The 16,162-nt window shown below is 33.7% G+C and carries 12 protein-coding genes; all 12 read right to left on the reverse strand.

Annotation, left to right across the window (positions count from 1 at the left end; all coding sequences use genetic code 11):
• Positions 1-66: 66 nt before the first annotated feature.
• Positions 67-1,692 (reverse strand): NAD(P)H-hydrate dehydratase, encoded by a 1,626-nt coding sequence (locus ACTCDL_RS07925; protein WP_463175624.1) that lies wholly within the window; start codon positions 1,690-1,692, stop codon positions 67-69.
• Between the two features lie 113 nt (positions 1,693-1,805).
• The gene (gene acpS, locus ACTCDL_RS07930; RefSeq protein ID WP_463175625.1) at positions 1,806-2,174 is read right to left on the reverse strand and encodes a holo-ACP synthase; all 369 of its coding nucleotides are present in this window, start codon (positions 2,172-2,174) and stop codon (positions 1,806-1,808) included.
• A gap of 198 nt (positions 2,175-2,372) precedes the next feature.
• Entirely contained in the window at positions 2,373-4,196 is a 1,824-nt protein-coding gene (gene glmS / locus ACTCDL_RS07935) for a glutamine--fructose-6-phosphate transaminase (isomerizing) (protein ID WP_463175626.1), read from the reverse strand.
• A 368-nt stretch (positions 4,197-4,564) separates the two neighbouring features.
• Positions 4,565-5,902, reverse strand: a complete 1,338-nt coding sequence (gene glmM / locus ACTCDL_RS07940) for a phosphoglucosamine mutase (RefSeq protein ID WP_463175628.1) — start codon at positions 5,900-5,902, stop codon at positions 4,565-4,567.
• A 471-nt stretch (positions 5,903-6,373) separates the two neighbouring features.
• The gene (locus ACTCDL_RS07945) at positions 6,374-7,534 is read right to left on the reverse strand and encodes a mannitol-1-phosphate 5-dehydrogenase (protein ID WP_463175629.1); all 1,161 of its coding nucleotides are present in this window, start codon (positions 7,532-7,534) and stop codon (positions 6,374-6,376) included.
• A 12-nt stretch (positions 7,535-7,546) separates the two neighbouring features.
• On the reverse strand, positions 7,547-8,017 hold the full coding sequence (locus tag ACTCDL_RS07950; RefSeq protein WP_463175630.1) for a PTS sugar transporter subunit IIA: 471 nt from the start codon (positions 8,015-8,017) through the stop codon (positions 7,547-7,549).
• Between the two features lie 21 nt (positions 8,018-8,038).
• Positions 8,039-10,159: a BglG family transcription antiterminator gene (locus ACTCDL_RS07955; RefSeq protein WP_463175631.1), complete on the reverse strand. Its 2,121-nt coding sequence runs from the start codon at positions 10,157-10,159 to the stop codon at positions 8,039-8,041.
• 107 nt (positions 10,160-10,266) lie between these two features.
• Entirely contained in the window at positions 10,267-11,652 is a 1,386-nt protein-coding gene (locus tag ACTCDL_RS07960) for a PTS mannitol transporter subunit IICB (RefSeq protein WP_463175632.1), read from the reverse strand.
• A gap of 560 nt (positions 11,653-12,212) precedes the next feature.
• Positions 12,213-12,515, reverse strand: a complete 303-nt coding sequence (locus tag ACTCDL_RS07965; RefSeq protein WP_463175633.1) for a hypothetical protein — start codon at positions 12,513-12,515, stop codon at positions 12,213-12,215.
• 471 nt (positions 12,516-12,986) lie between these two features.
• Positions 12,987-13,739, reverse strand: a complete 753-nt coding sequence (gene cdaA / locus ACTCDL_RS07970) for a diadenylate cyclase CdaA (RefSeq protein ID WP_463175635.1) — start codon at positions 13,737-13,739, stop codon at positions 12,987-12,989.
• Positions 13,740-13,834: 95 nt separating this feature from the next.
• Complete coding sequence (locus ACTCDL_RS07975; protein WP_463175636.1) at positions 13,835-14,587, reverse strand: fumarylacetoacetate hydrolase family protein; 753 nt, start codon at positions 14,585-14,587, stop codon at positions 13,835-13,837.
• A gap of 92 nt (positions 14,588-14,679) precedes the next feature.
• A complete protein-coding gene (locus ACTCDL_RS07980) occupies positions 14,680-15,933 on the reverse strand; it encodes a YihY/virulence factor BrkB family protein (RefSeq protein ID WP_463175637.1) in 1,254 nt (417 codons plus the stop codon).
• Positions 15,934-16,162: the final 229 nt, after the last annotated feature.

A 16,162-nucleotide genomic window follows, 5' to 3' on the forward strand; every position in this document is an offset into this window, starting at 1 on the left:
TCTTCACTCTTCACTCTTCACTCTTCACTCTTCACTCTTCACTCTTCACTCTTCACTCTTCACTCTTCACTCTTCACTCTTCACTCTTCCTACGAGTCCTTTGGACTCTTCGTGAGGAGAAAATACCCAAACGAATTTTCCCACTCCACTCTTCACTGCTCTTATTGCTTGTGGTAAATAATCTATAATATCACTTGGCAATAAAGAATACTCTGTTAACTCATCTGCTGCCAAGTCAGCAGCCAAACCATGTAGATATACACCTATAATAGTAGCATCTACTCCATCAATCCCCTGGGCAAGCAACCCTGAGATTAAACCTGTCAATACATCTCCACTACCACCAGTAGCCATCCCAGAATTACCAGTAGAATTGATATAAACCTCTCCCTGAGGAGTAGCTATAATAGTTCTAGCTCCCTTCAAAACCAAGATAACATTATATTCACTAGCAAAGTTCTTAGCTATCTCAAGAGAATTATCACTAATTCCTTCGATAGATTGATTGATTAGTCTAGATAGCTCTCCTGGATGAGGAGTTAAAACTGTAGGAGCAGTTCTCTCTTTTAAACTGTTTAAATCATAAATAACATTTAAAGCATCAGCATCAACTACTATAGGCTTGTTAACATTTTCTAGAAGATGATTAACAATATAAGCAATCTCATCATTAGCAGTCAACCCTGGACCAATCCCCAATACATCTCTATTATTTATTAGTCTTTTAATCTCAATTACAGATTCCCTTGCTAAGATACCTTCTTTGCTATCAGCTAAGGGATAGGTCATAGCTTCTGTCAATTTACTTTCTAAGATAGGGTTTAAACTTCTTGGGACTCCCAATGTTACTAATCCAGCACCTGCTCTTAAGCTCGCCTGAGTAGCTAAGGCAGCTGCCCCAGTCATTCCAGTTGAACCAGCTACTAATAATAGTTTACCATAACTTCCTTTATGGCTATCGGCTGCTCTAGTAGGAAGTAATTTATTAATAAATTCGGAAGTAATGAAATCTACCTTAAATTCCTGTTTAGCAATAACCATCTGAGGAATTCCAATATCAGCTATCTGTAGATCACCTACAAAATCTGCTCCAGGATAGAGTATAGTTCCTATCTTTGGTAAAGCAAAGGTGATAGTCTGGTCGGCTCTGACAGCTATATCTGCAATTTTTCCTGTATCTGCTTCTACACCTGATGGAATATCCACTGCAAGCACAGCCGTAGGTGAATTATTGACCATAGTAATCACCTCAGGATATAAGCCCCTCAATTCTCCTTTAATTCCTGTACCCAAGAGAGCATCTACTATTAAATCCGACTTATCTAATAGCAACTTTAGCTCTAGAACCTCTTCTTTACTGCTTATCTCCCATACTTTAGCCTCTAACTTATCTAAAATATCTAAATTTAGCTTAGCATCTCCACTGATATCTTCTTTCTTGCCTAACAGAATAGTCTTGACTTCAAATCCCTGCTCTATCAATAATCTACTGACAACAAAACCATCTCCACCATTATTTCCTCTACCTGCTAAGACGATTACCATTCTATCCTTTAAATCATCTAACAGTTCTACAGCAGCTTGAGCAACCTCTCTGCCTGCATTCTCCATCAAAACTAAACCAGAGATACCAACCTCTTCAATAGTATATCTATCAACCTCTTTCATCTCAGCCCCTGTTACTACCTTCATCTTAACCACCCCCAGAAAAAACAGTTGATAGTTGATAATTTATAGTTGAAAGTTAGTAAAGTTTTTTAAATCTTTTAACTATCAACTCTCAACTATACACTATAAACTGATTATCATATCGCTACTGCATTTGCAACTGCATAATCTCTACTATGAGAGATACTAATCATAATATCTGTTATCCCCACTTCTTGAGCAAGTTTATCGGCTTGATTATGCAATACAACTTTAGGTTTTCCTAAATCATCTTTCACTATCTCTATATCCTGCCATTTAAAGCCTCTAAAACCTGTTCCTAAAGCCTTAACCACAGCTTCCTTAGCTGCAAAGCGACCAGCATAATGACTCCAAGGAGATTTATGTAACTCACAATAAGCAATCTCACCCTCTGTAAAGAATCTATCCTTAAAACTAGTTTTACTTAAAATAGCATCTTTAATCCGTTCAATCTCGATAATATCAATCCCTATCCCCTTCATCATCTAACTCCTTATCTATTATCTTCTTCTATAAATAACTTCTACAAATTTCCTATTTCTCCTTGCTCTGATCAAAATTTAATTGATATTTAGATTAGATTGTAGTCAAACAGCTTTATTTATATAGAACCCCAGTTGTTATTTGATATAATAAAAGAAATAATCCCTTGAGTTTAAACTCAAGGGATTATTTCTAATAACTTATTCTACCGTTACACTCTTAGCTAAGTTACGTGGCTGGTCAACATCGCAACCGCGCTCTACAGCTACATAATACGCTAATAATTGAGTTGGTACTACTGACAAAATAGCAGTCAATAACTCATCTGTCTTAGGTATTTCAATTCTATAATCTAAATCTTCAATCTCATCTTCACCTTCAATAATAATCCCAGTTACAACTCCACCTCTAGCTTTGACCTCTTTGATATTACTTAAAGTCTTATCAATTACTGATTTTTGAGTCGCTAAAGCGATTACTGGAATCCCTTCTTCAATCAAAGCTAAGGTTCCATGCTTTAATTCACCAGCTGGATAGGCTTCTGAATGGAGGTAAGAAACCTCTTTTAATTTTAATTGACCTTCTACAGCTACAGCATAATCGATACTTCTTCCAATAAAGAAGGCATGCTCATGGTCTGCATATCCTTTAGATAATTCTTTAATCTCTTCTTCACTATTATTAATAATATCCTGTACCTGATTAGGTAGAGCCTTAAGTCCATCAATTAATCTCTTACTTTCTGTATCACTTAATGTCTTCTTGGCTCTAGCAAAATAGATAGCTAGCATATAAAAGGACATTAGCATTCCAATGTAAGCTTTAGTAGAAGCAACTGCAATCTCTGGTCCAGCTTGCAGATAGATAACATCATCGGCTTCACGGGCAATTGTACTACCAACCACATTACAAATAGCCACTACTTTAGCACCTTTATCCTGAGCTTCTCTTAAAGCTGCTAAAGTATCTGCTGTCTCTCCAGATTGACTAACAACAACTACTAGAGTACTTTCATCTACTAATGGATCTCTATATCTAAATTCTGAAGCAACATCTATCTCTACTGGAATCTTTGCCAGTTTCTCAATTGCATACTTTCCAACCAATCCAGAATTATAGGCAGTTCCACACGCTACAATATAAATCTTATTATAGGAGTTAATGTCTTCTGCTGTTAAATTGAAATTAGCTAACTCTATATCTGTCTCTGTTAGCCTACCAGCAGTACATCTTCTTAAAGTCTCTGGCTGTTCATGAATCTCTTTTAACATAAAGTGGTCAAACCCTGATTTCTCTGCCATCCCAGGATCCCAATCAACCTTAAATACACCTTTATCTACTTGATCGCCTGTTACCGTAGATAACTCTACTCCCGCACGAGTAATTACGGCCATTTCACCATCATCTAAGATATAAACTTCATCAGTGTGCTTTAAAATAGCTGGAATATCAGAACCAATAAAGTACTCTCCTTCTCCTAAACCTATAATTAAAGGACTGTCTTCTCTTACAGTAATCAATTTATCAGGCTCTTCAGAAGATAAGATTACTAAGGCATAAGCACCTTCTAATCTAGCAATTGTCTTTCTTACTGCTTCTTCTAAATCACCATCATAATTGTCCTGAATTAAGTTAGGGATTACCTCAGTATCAGTTTCTGAGTTAAATTCATAACCTTTACCCTTTAATTCTTCCTTCAACTTCATATAATTCTCAATAATCCCATTATGAACTACTGTAAACTTTCCGTTAGCACTAGTATGGGGATGAGAATTAGGAGTAGATGGTTTACCGTGAGTTGCCCAACGGGTATGACCAATTCCAATACTCCCCTTAGGCTCTTCTTTATCAGTTAATCCTTTTAAGTTATCCAATTTACCGACTATTTTAAAGATATCAGTACTTCCATCATTATATAACGCAATCCCTGCTGAATCATAGCCACGATACTCCAACTTCTTTAATCCTTCTACCAAAATAGGAGTAGCCTCTTGCTTTCCAATATAACCGACAATTCCACACATATAGATTACCTCCAGTATATTTAAATTTCAAAGTTCAAACTAGCTATTCTAAATTCCTTTGTAATTAGGATTACTCCTAATTTTTAAGAATTTAGTTCTAGGCTAATAGCTCTAGCCTGGGGGTATCCGCCGAAAGTTCGATAATCCCCCTCCTCGTCAACTTACAATTGACCAAAGAATAAATAATAGTTAATGAAGAACATCCGATATTCTTTATTATTTACTCTTTATTAAGTGCTAATTGTAAGTTCGGGCGCTATAATTATAAACCAATTAACAATGTACAATGCACAATGTACAATTAAAATCATATTAATCCTATTTTGATCTTAATTGACAATTGTTAATTGTCAATTGTACATTGCCTTTTAATTTAACTCTGCCTCTACAACACAAGCTACCTTATTGACTAGCTCTTCTATTTGAGCCTCATCTTTCCCTTCAACCATTACTCTAACTACAGGTTCAGTTCCAGAAGCCCTAACAAAGATTCTACCTTCACCAGCCAAAGTTGCTTCTACCTCTGCAATAGCCTCATTAATTGCAGAACTTTCCTCCCAATCCTTATTAGTTACTCTTACATTAACTAATAGTTGGGGAAATTCAGTCATCTCTTGGCGTAGTTGAGATAGATTCTTGCCTCTTTTCTTAACTACATTAATTAATTGTAATGCGGTTAATACACCATCACCAGTAGTGTTGTAATCCAAGAAGATAATATGACCTGACTTCTCTCCACCTAGAATATAGTCTTTATCCATCATTTCAGCTAAAACATAACGGTCACCATTTCCTACAACTGAAACTTTGGCATCTACCTCATTCATAGCTTGTTGTAAGCCTAAGTTACTATATTTTGTAGCTACTATTGTATTATCTGCTAATTTACCTTCTTTTATTAGCTGACGACCGCAGATAGCCAAAATATAATCTCCATCAACCAGTTCACCTTTATCATCAACAGCAATCACTCTATCAGCATCACCATCATGGGCAATTCCTAAATCAGCCTTGTTATCTAAGACAGCCTGCTGAAGGATTTCAGGATGAGTAGAACCACAATCTACATTGATATTTAATCCTGTTGGCTTATTATTAAGAGCAATAACCTCTGCACCTAACTCTGCTAATAATCTAGGTGCTAACTCATAAGCAGCTCCATTAGCAGCATCTACTACTACTTTCAGTCCAGAAAAATCACCATCGACAGTTTTCTTAATATAATCTATATATTCATCTAAACTATGATGGATAAACTCAACCTTACCTACCTTATCTCCTGCTGGTACTGGAAGTTTATCTAAAGAGTTTAAGATAATCTCTTCAATAGCATCCTCTTGTTGATCAGATAGCTTGAATCCATTATCATTAAAGAATTTAATTCCATTATCTTGAACAGGATTATGGGAAGCAGAGATCATAATACCTGCTGTAACTTCCTTATGCTTAGTAAGATATGCTACAACTGGTGTAGGCACTACTCCAACCTTGACTACATCTATACCTAAAGAAGTAATTCCAGCTATCAATGCCGCTTCTAACATATCACCTGAAATTCTAGTATCTTTTCCAATCAATATTTTAGGATTTGCCTTCTTTTGTGATAAATAGTAAGCACCTGCTTTACCAATCTTAAAAGCCATCTCAGCTGTTAAAAAGGTATTTGCTTCACCTCTAACACCATCAGTTCCAAACAACTCTCCCACTTTTTCACCTCCTTCTAGCTTATTATATTCTTTAACTTATCAAATGTGACCAGCTTAATCAGCTAGTCCTTTTTTATTATATGTTATAGAATAATTAATTTCAACTAAATCAATATTAATAGTTTCAAATTTTTAAAATTTTTCTTTATTATACCTTGTAATGAAGAAGTTGTTGAGTATAAAAACTATTAAGTTTATATAAATTATTCCCAACTTATCTATTATATAAACAAAAAATTAAAAATAGGGATGAAGTAACATCACCTACTTTTAACATTAATGGGCTCTTCCACGACTTTTGTGAAAAATCAAATTGATAACTAATAATGAAATATAAAAAATCGGTTATCGGGGATCTGGGATCAGTATACTTCACAGATTTCTGACTTCTGATTCCAGATTCTTAAAATTATATCTTTAGCTACAATTAGTGTTAATCACAAAATTCATTGTTGAACCATTTAATATAATCTATTTAGTGCCCTTTAACTCTTTATACTTTTTTAATACTTCTTGACTTAAATCACCTTCAGGAGCAAGACCTGTAACCGCTTCTAAAGTACGCTCAATTCCTTCTTTTTCAATCTTATCTTGAATCTTTTGAGCAGCTTCATCGCCATCTACATCAAATAAAAATCCTAAGGCAATACACTTTGCTAAGTTAGTAGGGAATTTACCCATTTCAACTGCTCTTGAGGCAGGCTTAACCAGTCTATCCTTTGCACCTAATTTTCTTAAAGGATCACGCCCTACCCTTGTTACAGAGTCCATTAAAGCTGGATTTTTAAATCTCTTTAAGATTTTACTAATATAACTTTGATGAGTATCTTCATCAAAACCATAAAACTCAATTAAGCTACTACCAGATTCCCTTAAAGCTTCTTTGATTGTCTTGTAGATTTCTTCATCTTTAATCGCTTCATGAATATATTGATAACCTTTATAGTATCCCATATAAGCTGTTCCACAGTGTCCTGTATTGAGAGTAAAGATTTTACGCTCAACAAAAGCTACTAAATTGTCAGTTAAATTCATTCCTTCAATCTCTGGTATTTCACCTTTGAATTGAGTCTGATCAACAATCCATTCCTTAAAAGGTTCTACCTTAACTTCTAAAGATTCATTGATCTCTTGTGGAGGTACTATTCTATCAACTGCTGAATCTGGAAATCCGATATATAAGTCTACTTTTTCGTGCAAATCTTCATCTAAATTCTGATATACATAATCCTTTAATTCTGTTGAGGCCTTTACAGCATTCTCACAAGCTATAATATTAAGCTCTGTAGGTCTAGCCTTCTCCAATCTCAACTTAAGGCCATCAGCAATTGCTGGAGCAATAAACTTTAAATTATTAGGTCCTACTGCTGCTGTAATTATATCTGCATCTGCTATCTCTTTAGCAACTGTTGAAATCTCCTTGCCATTAATTCCTCTAACATTATTGACTGTGTACTCTTTCTCTTCTGCTCCACCGACTTCTAATACCTTATATCTGTTATTCTTATTCAGTGCAGCAAGTATCTCTTCATTTACATCAACAAAGACCACTTCATAGTCTGATAAGCCTAGTAATAGACCAATAAAACCTCTACCTATATTTCCAGCCCCAAAATGTACTGCCTTTTTCATGATTATCCCTCCCTAAACAAGTGTATTAAGAATAAAGTCTTTATCATCAGTATCAATTAATTTTTGTACTTCTTCTTCCTCTTGACAGATGGTTGCTAAGTTCTGAAGAATCTCTATATGGTCATCTCCCTTTCCTGCAATCCCAATAACCAAATGGCATAGCTCTCCAGTACCAAAATCAACACCCTCTGGAAACTGAATAAAAGAGATACCTGACTTGGCTATATGCTCTTTAGCTTCACTTGTCCCATGGGGTATAGCTACACCATTGCCTATATAAGTCGTTACCTTCTCCTCTCTCTCTTTCATTCCTGTTATATAAGCTGAGCTAACATATCCTCCATCTACTAACAGTTGACCTGACATCTCTATTGCTTTATCTTTATCAACACTCTCTGCACCCAAAACAATAGCATCTTTACTTAAGATTGTACTCTCTTCTTTGACATCATTTTTCTTATTTTTTTTAAATAACCCAAACATAATTATCTCCTCCTTATTAACTTATTTAAATAGGGTTCTATAATAATCTTCCATCACTTTTCTTAAATAATCTATCAATTCTTCCTTATTGCCTTCTCTAATAACATTATGAAAATCTTTATTTTCAATTATTGAGGCACTAAAGCTACTGATTAATTGAATCTCTTCAACAATAAGCTCCTTGGGGGCTAATAAAACAATAATCCTATCGACTTCTTGCTCTAAATTATTAGGTCCTGATAATGAAACTACTTCATCTAGCATGATCAATCCTATAAAGGGTTGGTCAATTCCCTCTGCTCTAGCATGTAATAAAGTAAGCTTCATCTCTGGAATTATCGTTGAACCCTTCTTTTCACGAGCTTTTAAAGCATTATATATCACCTCAGAATTGGCATTAAGAGGGATAAAATCTTCCTTACTCACCTCTCTAATAATCTGATCATAATTCTTAATAGCCACCTTTTTAACCTTTACATTCTTTAAGATACTGATAATATCATTAGATATCTTGGACATGACCTCTAATTCATCTTCTATTCTATCATCTTTCTTTACTTCTCTTTGTCTATCTCGTTCTAAGTTAGCCACCTCAACTTCTCTTATCTTTCTTTTGATTCTTTGTACCTCTTCTGGTAATAAGATAGGAGATACTACGACTAATTTATCCTGATAATTATCGATAGGGATAGTTGAGATTATAAGGTCTACATCCTCTTCGGCCACCTTATTATCCTCTAAAGAGAAGGCAGCTACTTCATCAATTATCTCTAAACTTTCAATTGTCTTTCTCAATCGAGTAGCTAAAATTTTAGAGCTACCAATCCCACTAGAGCATACCAGTAAGACTTTGGCTTTATATTTATTTGCATTTTCTACTGCTGCAGCAATATGCATTGTAAGAAATCCAATCTCTGAATCAGGTATATTTGCTTCTATTAGCTCTGCTAGCTTATTGGCTGCTTGCCTAGTAGCAGAGAAGATATCACTATACTCCTTCTTTAAATCAGCTAAGATAGGATTTCTAATTTCCATCCCCATTTTAATTCTAGAAATTGCTGGTTCTAGATGAGTTACTAATCCTGATATTAAAGTGACATCATCTGAAATTGTTACTCTTAATTCCTGCTCTACCTCTTTGACTAATATACGAGCCAATTTGATAATCTCAAGCTTTTCAACAGCTAAGGGATCTCCATTAAATTCAAGTTTATTCATTAATTTAGCCCCCTTTAAATGCATAGCTATATAGGCTATCTCTTCTATTGGAATTATCAAATCAAATACTTCTTCTAATTTAGCAGATAGCTTCTGTGCAATCTCATACTCCTTGCTCAACTTTAATCTATCTAATTTATCTTTATTAATATATATCTTCTCTCCAGCTTCTAGTCTATTAATAGCTAAAGCTAGATGAATTATCAATCCTATATATGACGTGTTCACCATATTAAATTTAGCTTCTTTTAAAATTTCATCAACTGCTTTTTCTAACTCAGAAAGCATATTCATATTCATAAAGTCTAATATCTTCTCTCTAATCCTTGCTGCTATTGTCTCTTTACTAGCCAGCTTATTATTTAGGCTATTACGAATTAAAGTTAAAATATCTTCTTTTTCCATGTTATCATATAAAAAATCGATTACAGCTCTTCTAAAGGATGCTTCTGAACCCTTTAAATAAACACCTACCCCTTGTTTTCTAACCAAAGAGAGTCCTCTTTTCTCAAACCACTTAGCAACTTTATTTAAGTCATAACTAATAGTTGCTTCAGTTACTGCTAGCTTATAAGCAAGAGCAGTTAATTTTTGAAAACGATCTGATAACAGAAATTCCTCAATAATATAAGTGTATCTTTCTTGTGGAGTTAAGTCCTTCTTTGCTGACACCTCTTTTAAACCCTTCTGAGCTCTTTCTAAAAGCTCTTCCTTGCCTTCTATAAATAGTCCAACCCCTGGTTTTGATTGCAAAGTCAAGTCAAACTCTTTTAAAGCCTCTCTTAAACTTGCTAACTCTCTATTGATAGTTCTTTTACTAACACCTATTTCATCTGCTAGTTCTTTGATAGTAACAACATTAGAGGCCTCTATTAAAATGGCGATAATTCTTTTCTGTCTAGAAGATAGATTATTTAACCTCATAGCATCTCCCCTTTTTATACTTATAGAGAAAAAAGAGGGTAAAGTAATGAGTTGTCAGCAACTCATTACTTTAATATATAATCCCTTTCAATTCTTCCATAAATTTATTAGATTACTTTTGGCTTTTCAGCTTTTAACCTCTCTACAAGTTCATCATAAACTGGATTATTTAAGAAGGTTTCAATTGGAATATACTCTTTTCCAGGAGCAGATTTTTTAGCTCTATCCAATAACTCCTTATGGACAATTACAAGATCAACATCTTGAGGGATTTCATCTACTGCAGAGTTATCTACTTCTATATCTAGCCCTGCCTTTTGAACCTTATTTCTAACCTGTGAAGCTGCCATTGCACTAGAACCCATACCTGCATCACAAGCCACAATAATCTTATTTATTTCTCCAGTGTTTTTTGTAGAAATAGATACTTGCTTCTTTCCTTTCATCTCTTTCATCTGTTTAGTGGCATTATCTAAATTATCATCAACATCTTTTGATGCTTTTAAAATTGCAGATGCAACAAAGAAGGATACTGCTGCAGCTATAAGTACACCTGCCATAATTCCACCGAAGTTTCCTCTAGGAGTCATTGCTAATACTGCAAAGATACTTCCTGGAGCTGCAGCTGCTACTAGACCAGCACCAGTTATAGAGAAGGTAAATACTCCAGCTGCTCCACCAGCAATGACTGCTAAAAGTAATGAAGGCTTCATTAATATATAAGGAAAGTAAATCTCATGGATTCCTCCAAAGAAATGAATCAGTGCTGCTCCTGGTGCAGACTGTTTAGCATTTCCTTTACCAGCAAACCAATATGCTAAAAGGATACCAAGACCAGGACCAGGGTTTGCTTCTAACAAGAAAAAAATGGACTTTCCAACTTCAGTAACTTCTTGCATACCAAGTGGAGTTAATACTCCATGATTGATAGCATTGTTTAAGAATAATATCTTAGCTGGTTCAATCAGAAGTGAAGCCACAGGCAATAATCCCGCCTTAACTATTGCTTCTACACCAGCACCTAACATACTATTTAAAGAGGTAACAATCGGTCCAATCAATAAGTTAGCTATTATAGCTACTGCCATTCCAATAATACCAGCTGAAAAGTTATTAACCAGCATTTCAAAGCCAGATTTAACTCTTCCTTTAATCATTTCATCAAATTTCCTAATTGCTAAACCACCAACAGGTCCCATAATCATTGCACCTAAAAACATAGGTATATGGGTTCCTGCAATAACCCCCATCGTTGCCACAGCACCAACTACTCCACCTCTAATATCACCTACCATCTTACCACCAGTATAACCAATTAAAACTGGTAAAAGATAAGTAATCATTGGTGAAACCATAGTAGCTAAAGCCTCATTTGGCATCCAACCTGCTGGAATAAATAAGGCTGTAATGAATCCCCATGCAATAAATGCACCTATATTTGGCATGACCATTCCACTAAGAAAACGTCCAAGCTTTTGAATTCTTTGTCTCATTTAATATTCCTCCCCAAGTTAAAGTTTATAAATTTACTGTTAAACAATACTTTAATCTTATATTGTTATTTTCTTATTCACTTATCGACTTGTTCAACTTACTTACATCATACCACCACGGTATATTGGAGACAAGGAATTCAATTTAACATTATGTCAATATATATTAGTGACATTATTTAATATAGAGAAGATAAATTGATGACATGAATTTATTCAAATCAGATGATGACAAGTTATAATTTGCCAAGTGATAATTTATTATAATATCATTATTAGCCTTGATATCCCTAATTCTAAGTAAGTATTGAAGTACAGAACAAATAACTTATCAATACTTAAAAGGATGTCCCCATCTGCTAATGACAACTTTTAATATCATCTTGCTTAAAATTGATTAACCATATAAATTTAATTTGCTTGTTATTTAACAATTCATAAATATAGACTAAACAAAAAGATCACTTATTATTTATTCAATGCTTACTAAAAATAAAAAAACCAGTCCACAAGCGACTGGGTATTTCAATATTTTAGTCATTTATTAATCTAAAAGTTTTCTAGTCAAGAATAAATACTTCTCCACCTTTATAGGTTATCTTTAACTTGAGCTCTTCTCCATGCTTATTGATAAATTCAAATTCATCAATATCATCTATTGAAGGTAGTGCTTCTAAAGGTTTAATCCATCCACCCTCTATGAAATATATCCCTCTTTTAGGAACAAACCTCAAAGATAGACCATAAGTTTTATTAGAACTCTTATTGATTACCTCTAAGGCTTCTGCCAGTTCATCATATCCTTGATGGAGCTGATCTATTGCCTCAAGATTTTTGCTAATCTGTTCATCATAACTAGTCATTATGTAATTCCTCCTTTACTTTCTAATAATTATCATATAATTTCTGCTTTAAGACTATCTCCTCCTTTAATTTTATCAAAATTAAATGCTAAATACTACAATCCCAAGACTTTATTCTATAGTTTCAGTGAATATCTATATAGGTATGTGAATTTAAAATGAAACTCAATGGGTAGATTGCGACAGTTTCTAAAAGCCCCCCCACCTAATCCTCCCCCTGATAAGGGGAGGACTTAAAGACATATTTTTATTCTCCCCCTTATCAGGGGGGAGTTAGAGGGGGGCTGAAACTGTCGCACTATCTTTATATAACGCCATGGTTAAATTATACTCTAGAGTCACGAACCTATAATATAAATACAGCCCTACAATTAAATTTAATTATAGGACTGCTACATAAATATCTTAACAACTAATCAAGATATTTCAGAATATATAATTTTAATACCACTGAATTTAGATTTATTATTCTTAATTAATATCTAACTCCTCAAATTTTGTGAATAGTTTCTCCTTTAACGTAAATTCATCCAAACCATATTTAATCTTTCCTTCATAAGTAGTAGAGACCATCCCTGTCTCCTCTGAAACTATTATCACAAAAGCATCAGTCTCTTCACTTATTCCTATAGCAGCTCTATGCCTGGTTCCTAAGCTCTGACTCAACCTTTGATTCTTAGTTAGTGGCAACAGGCAATTTGCTGCTATTATCCTGTCATTATCTATAATCACAGCACCATCATGTAAGGGACTTTTGGGAATAAAGATATTACCCAATAATTCTGGTGATAGTTTAGCATCTAATTCTACCCCTGTATCGATTATATCACGTAATCCTGTACTTCTTTTTAAGACAATTAAAGCCCCTACTTTATCACGACTCAGCCTCATTACAGCAGCTACTAACTTATCAATATAGGTCTTAAACTTATCCTTTCTTGTCAAATAGTTAAGTACCTTACCCCTTCCAATCTGCTCCAAAGCCCTACGCAATTCTGGCTGAAAGACAACAGGAAGAGCAATTAAAACTAGAGTCTTTATTTGATCTAGTAAGGAGTTGAATATTTTAAGCCCCAAGAGTTTGCTGGCAAATCTAATCAAGAATAATACTAATACACCATTTAATAATTGAATAGCTCGTGTTTCTTTGATTAGAGTAAAGAATTTATAAGAAACTAAAATTGTAACTATAATATCAAGAAGGATTATAATATCAAAATCCACTCTTTATCTCCCCCATTAAAGTACATCTATTTTAATGATTATTAGTCTTTTAACTGTTATTTGATTTGCTAAAATAATAACTTTGCTCCTCTTTATTAACTAAGTTCATTGACTAAGCTTCCTATTCCTTCAATCTTTACTTCTACTTTATCACCTATTTCTACACTGCCCACTCCTGGAGGAGTTCCTGTGGCTATGATATCACCAGCTTTTAAAGTCATTATTTGAGAAATAAAGCTAACCAATTCCTTAACTGAGAATATCATTTGATTTGTATTAGAGTCTTGTTTAATTTCTCCATTATGGATCAATTCAATCCCCAAGTTATCAGCATCTAAATCAGTTGCTATTATTGGTCCTAAAGGAGCAAATCCATCAAAGGACTTAGCCCTAGTCCACTGACCATCTCTACTTTGTAGATCTCTGGCAGTAATATCATTAAAGCAAGTATATCCTAAAATATGCTCTTCAACCTCTGTTGCTTTTAAACCTTGAATCTCATCTTTAATTACAATAGCCAATTCTGCTTCATAATCAACTTGTTTACTCATTTTAGGATATTTAATCTTCTGATTAGGATTGCTTACAGCAGTTGATGGCTTCATAAAAACAACTGGTTCATTAGGAAGGTCCATATTTAATTCCTTGGCATGATCTTTATAGTTAAGACCTACACATACTATTTTGCTAGGCTCACATGGAGATAATAGCTCCACCTCTGATAATTGATAGATTATGTTAACTGCTTGATAATCTTTAAAGATATCCCCTTCAATCTCTTTTATCTTATTATCCTCTAAGATACCATATTTAATCTCATTTTCTACTTTAAATCTGACTAACTTCATTCTACTCACCTACTTTTATTTAGTTTGAGTGTAAGTTTAAGTATAAGTTTAGATAATTTTGCTTAAACTCATACCTAGACTCAATCTTAATATCAACATTCTTCATCTAATAAATCAGTAATAGTTAAGCCATCTAAGTGCTTTCTCAATTCATCTTTGACACTAGTATATACCCCACAGATTTCTTCATCAGCAAATATCTCTTCAATAGATACCTCTTGTTTAAAGAGTAAAAGTTCACATATCTCCCATAAAGATATCCTTTGTAAGGTAGTTATTGGAATGTATCTATTCTCTTTAGTAACCGTAATTAAGTTCTCTGACATTAGACCTCTGATATTATCTTCGATTATTTCAACAGGAATATTAATTTTATTGGCTAATCCCTCAAAGGTTATCCCTGTTGACTTCCTATCTATAAAATCTTTACAGATTACAACTAAGATTGCAATTGGAATTATATTTTGAATACCAATTGTAATGTCCTGTAAAGTATTAAAGTGATGTAAGTTAGATCTATTTTGAAAGACATAACAGATAACTGCTCCTAATAAGGTAATCATCCAGACTAGATATAACCAGACTAAAAAGAGAGGTATCACCGATAAAGAACCATAAATCTGACTATAACCAACTGCATGCTTTGTATAAACTTTATAAAGAGTTTTAGCTAAATTGAATAAAAAACCACTGATTGAGCCACCCACAATAGCAGCCAAAGGCTCTACATCTGTATTTGGAATTAAATAATAACCTACAATAAAGATTAAAAAATATGAAATAATTGAAATAAAACGAAAGATATATGTATTCCCAGTAGAAATTTCAATTAAATTTGGGCTCAAATAAGAGCTAATCACAGAAATTGTCAAGCTCAAAGATAAAGTAATCAAAAAAGTACCCAGAGTAACAAAGGTCCAAAAAGCAACAAAACGTTTAAAAACATCACGGTGCTCCTCTACTCCCCAGATCTTATTGAAGGTCATTTCAATTCTAGCTAACATAAAGACTATTACTATTACCAAAGAGAAGAAACTAATCACTCCTAGCTGGGTAATATCTACATTAGTAACATAATCTTCTAAATATCTAATTACAATTTCACCAGTCCCAGTAGCTAAATTTTCTAAAATTATCTCTTTTAAAGCATTGATTATCCTATCCATCCCACCAAAGATATTAAATAGAGTCATTATATAAAAAGAGAAGATTAATAATGGCACCAATGATAATAAAGTTGTGTAAACCAAACTCATAGCATTAACAAATATATCTACTGTCTTTGCTTTTTGATAGACCCTATAAACAAACAGCTTCCAATCGAATTTAACTACCTCTTCCAGCATTTATTTCACTCCTATTTAATAGATTATAATCTAAGACCATACTACTAAATATTATAGCTAGAAATCATTTAAACTATCACTACTATAATTTTACAATAATATTCTCTATAATTAAAGATAAAAAAATATTTATATATATGGCATTAAAGATTTAACATTTCAATTAGCTACGGATTTTAACCCGTAGCTTCTGTAGAACTCATAATATCGCCACAGGTTAAAACACTGT

The organism is Orenia sp. (assembly GCF_055140805.1).

What these genes read in the sequence shown, in the direction of transcription:
- ACTCDL_RS07965 (WP_463175633.1), bottom strand. Translation starts at nt 12,515, where the DNA reads ATGACTAGTTATGATGAACAGATTAGCAAAAATCTTGAGGCAATAGAT.
- ACTCDL_RS07980 (WP_463175637.1), bottom strand. Translation starts at nt 15,933, where the DNA reads ATGCTGGAAGAGGTAGTTAAATTCGATTGGAAGCTGTTTGTTTATAGG.
- ACTCDL_RS07925 (WP_463175624.1), bottom strand. Translation starts at nt 1,692, where the DNA reads ATGAAGGTAGTAACAGGGGCTGAGATGAAAGAGGTTGATAGATATACT.
- acpS (WP_463175625.1), bottom strand. Translation starts at nt 2,174, where the DNA reads ATGATGAAGGGGATAGGGATTGATATTATCGAGATTGAACGGATTAAA.
- ACTCDL_RS07955 (WP_463175631.1), bottom strand. Translation starts at nt 10,159, where the DNA reads ATGAGGTTAAATAATCTATCTTCTAGACAGAAAAGAATTATCGCCATT.
- ACTCDL_RS07975 (WP_463175636.1), bottom strand. Translation starts at nt 14,587, where the DNA reads ATGAAGTTAGTCAGATTTAAAGTAGAAAATGAGATTAAATATGGTATC.
- ACTCDL_RS07950 (WP_463175630.1), bottom strand. Translation starts at nt 8,017, where the DNA reads ATGTTTGGGTTATTTAAAAAAAATAAGAAAAATGATGTCAAAGAAGAG.
- ACTCDL_RS07945 (WP_463175629.1), bottom strand. Translation starts at nt 7,534, where the DNA reads ATGAAAAAGGCAGTACATTTTGGGGCTGGAAATATAGGTAGAGGTTTT.
- ACTCDL_RS07960 (WP_463175632.1), bottom strand. Translation starts at nt 11,652, where the DNA reads ATGAGACAAAGAATTCAAAAGCTTGGACGTTTTCTTAGTGGAATGGTC.
- glmS (WP_463175626.1), bottom strand. Translation starts at nt 4,196, where the DNA reads ATGTGTGGAATTGTCGGTTATATTGGAAAGCAAGAGGCTACTCCTATT.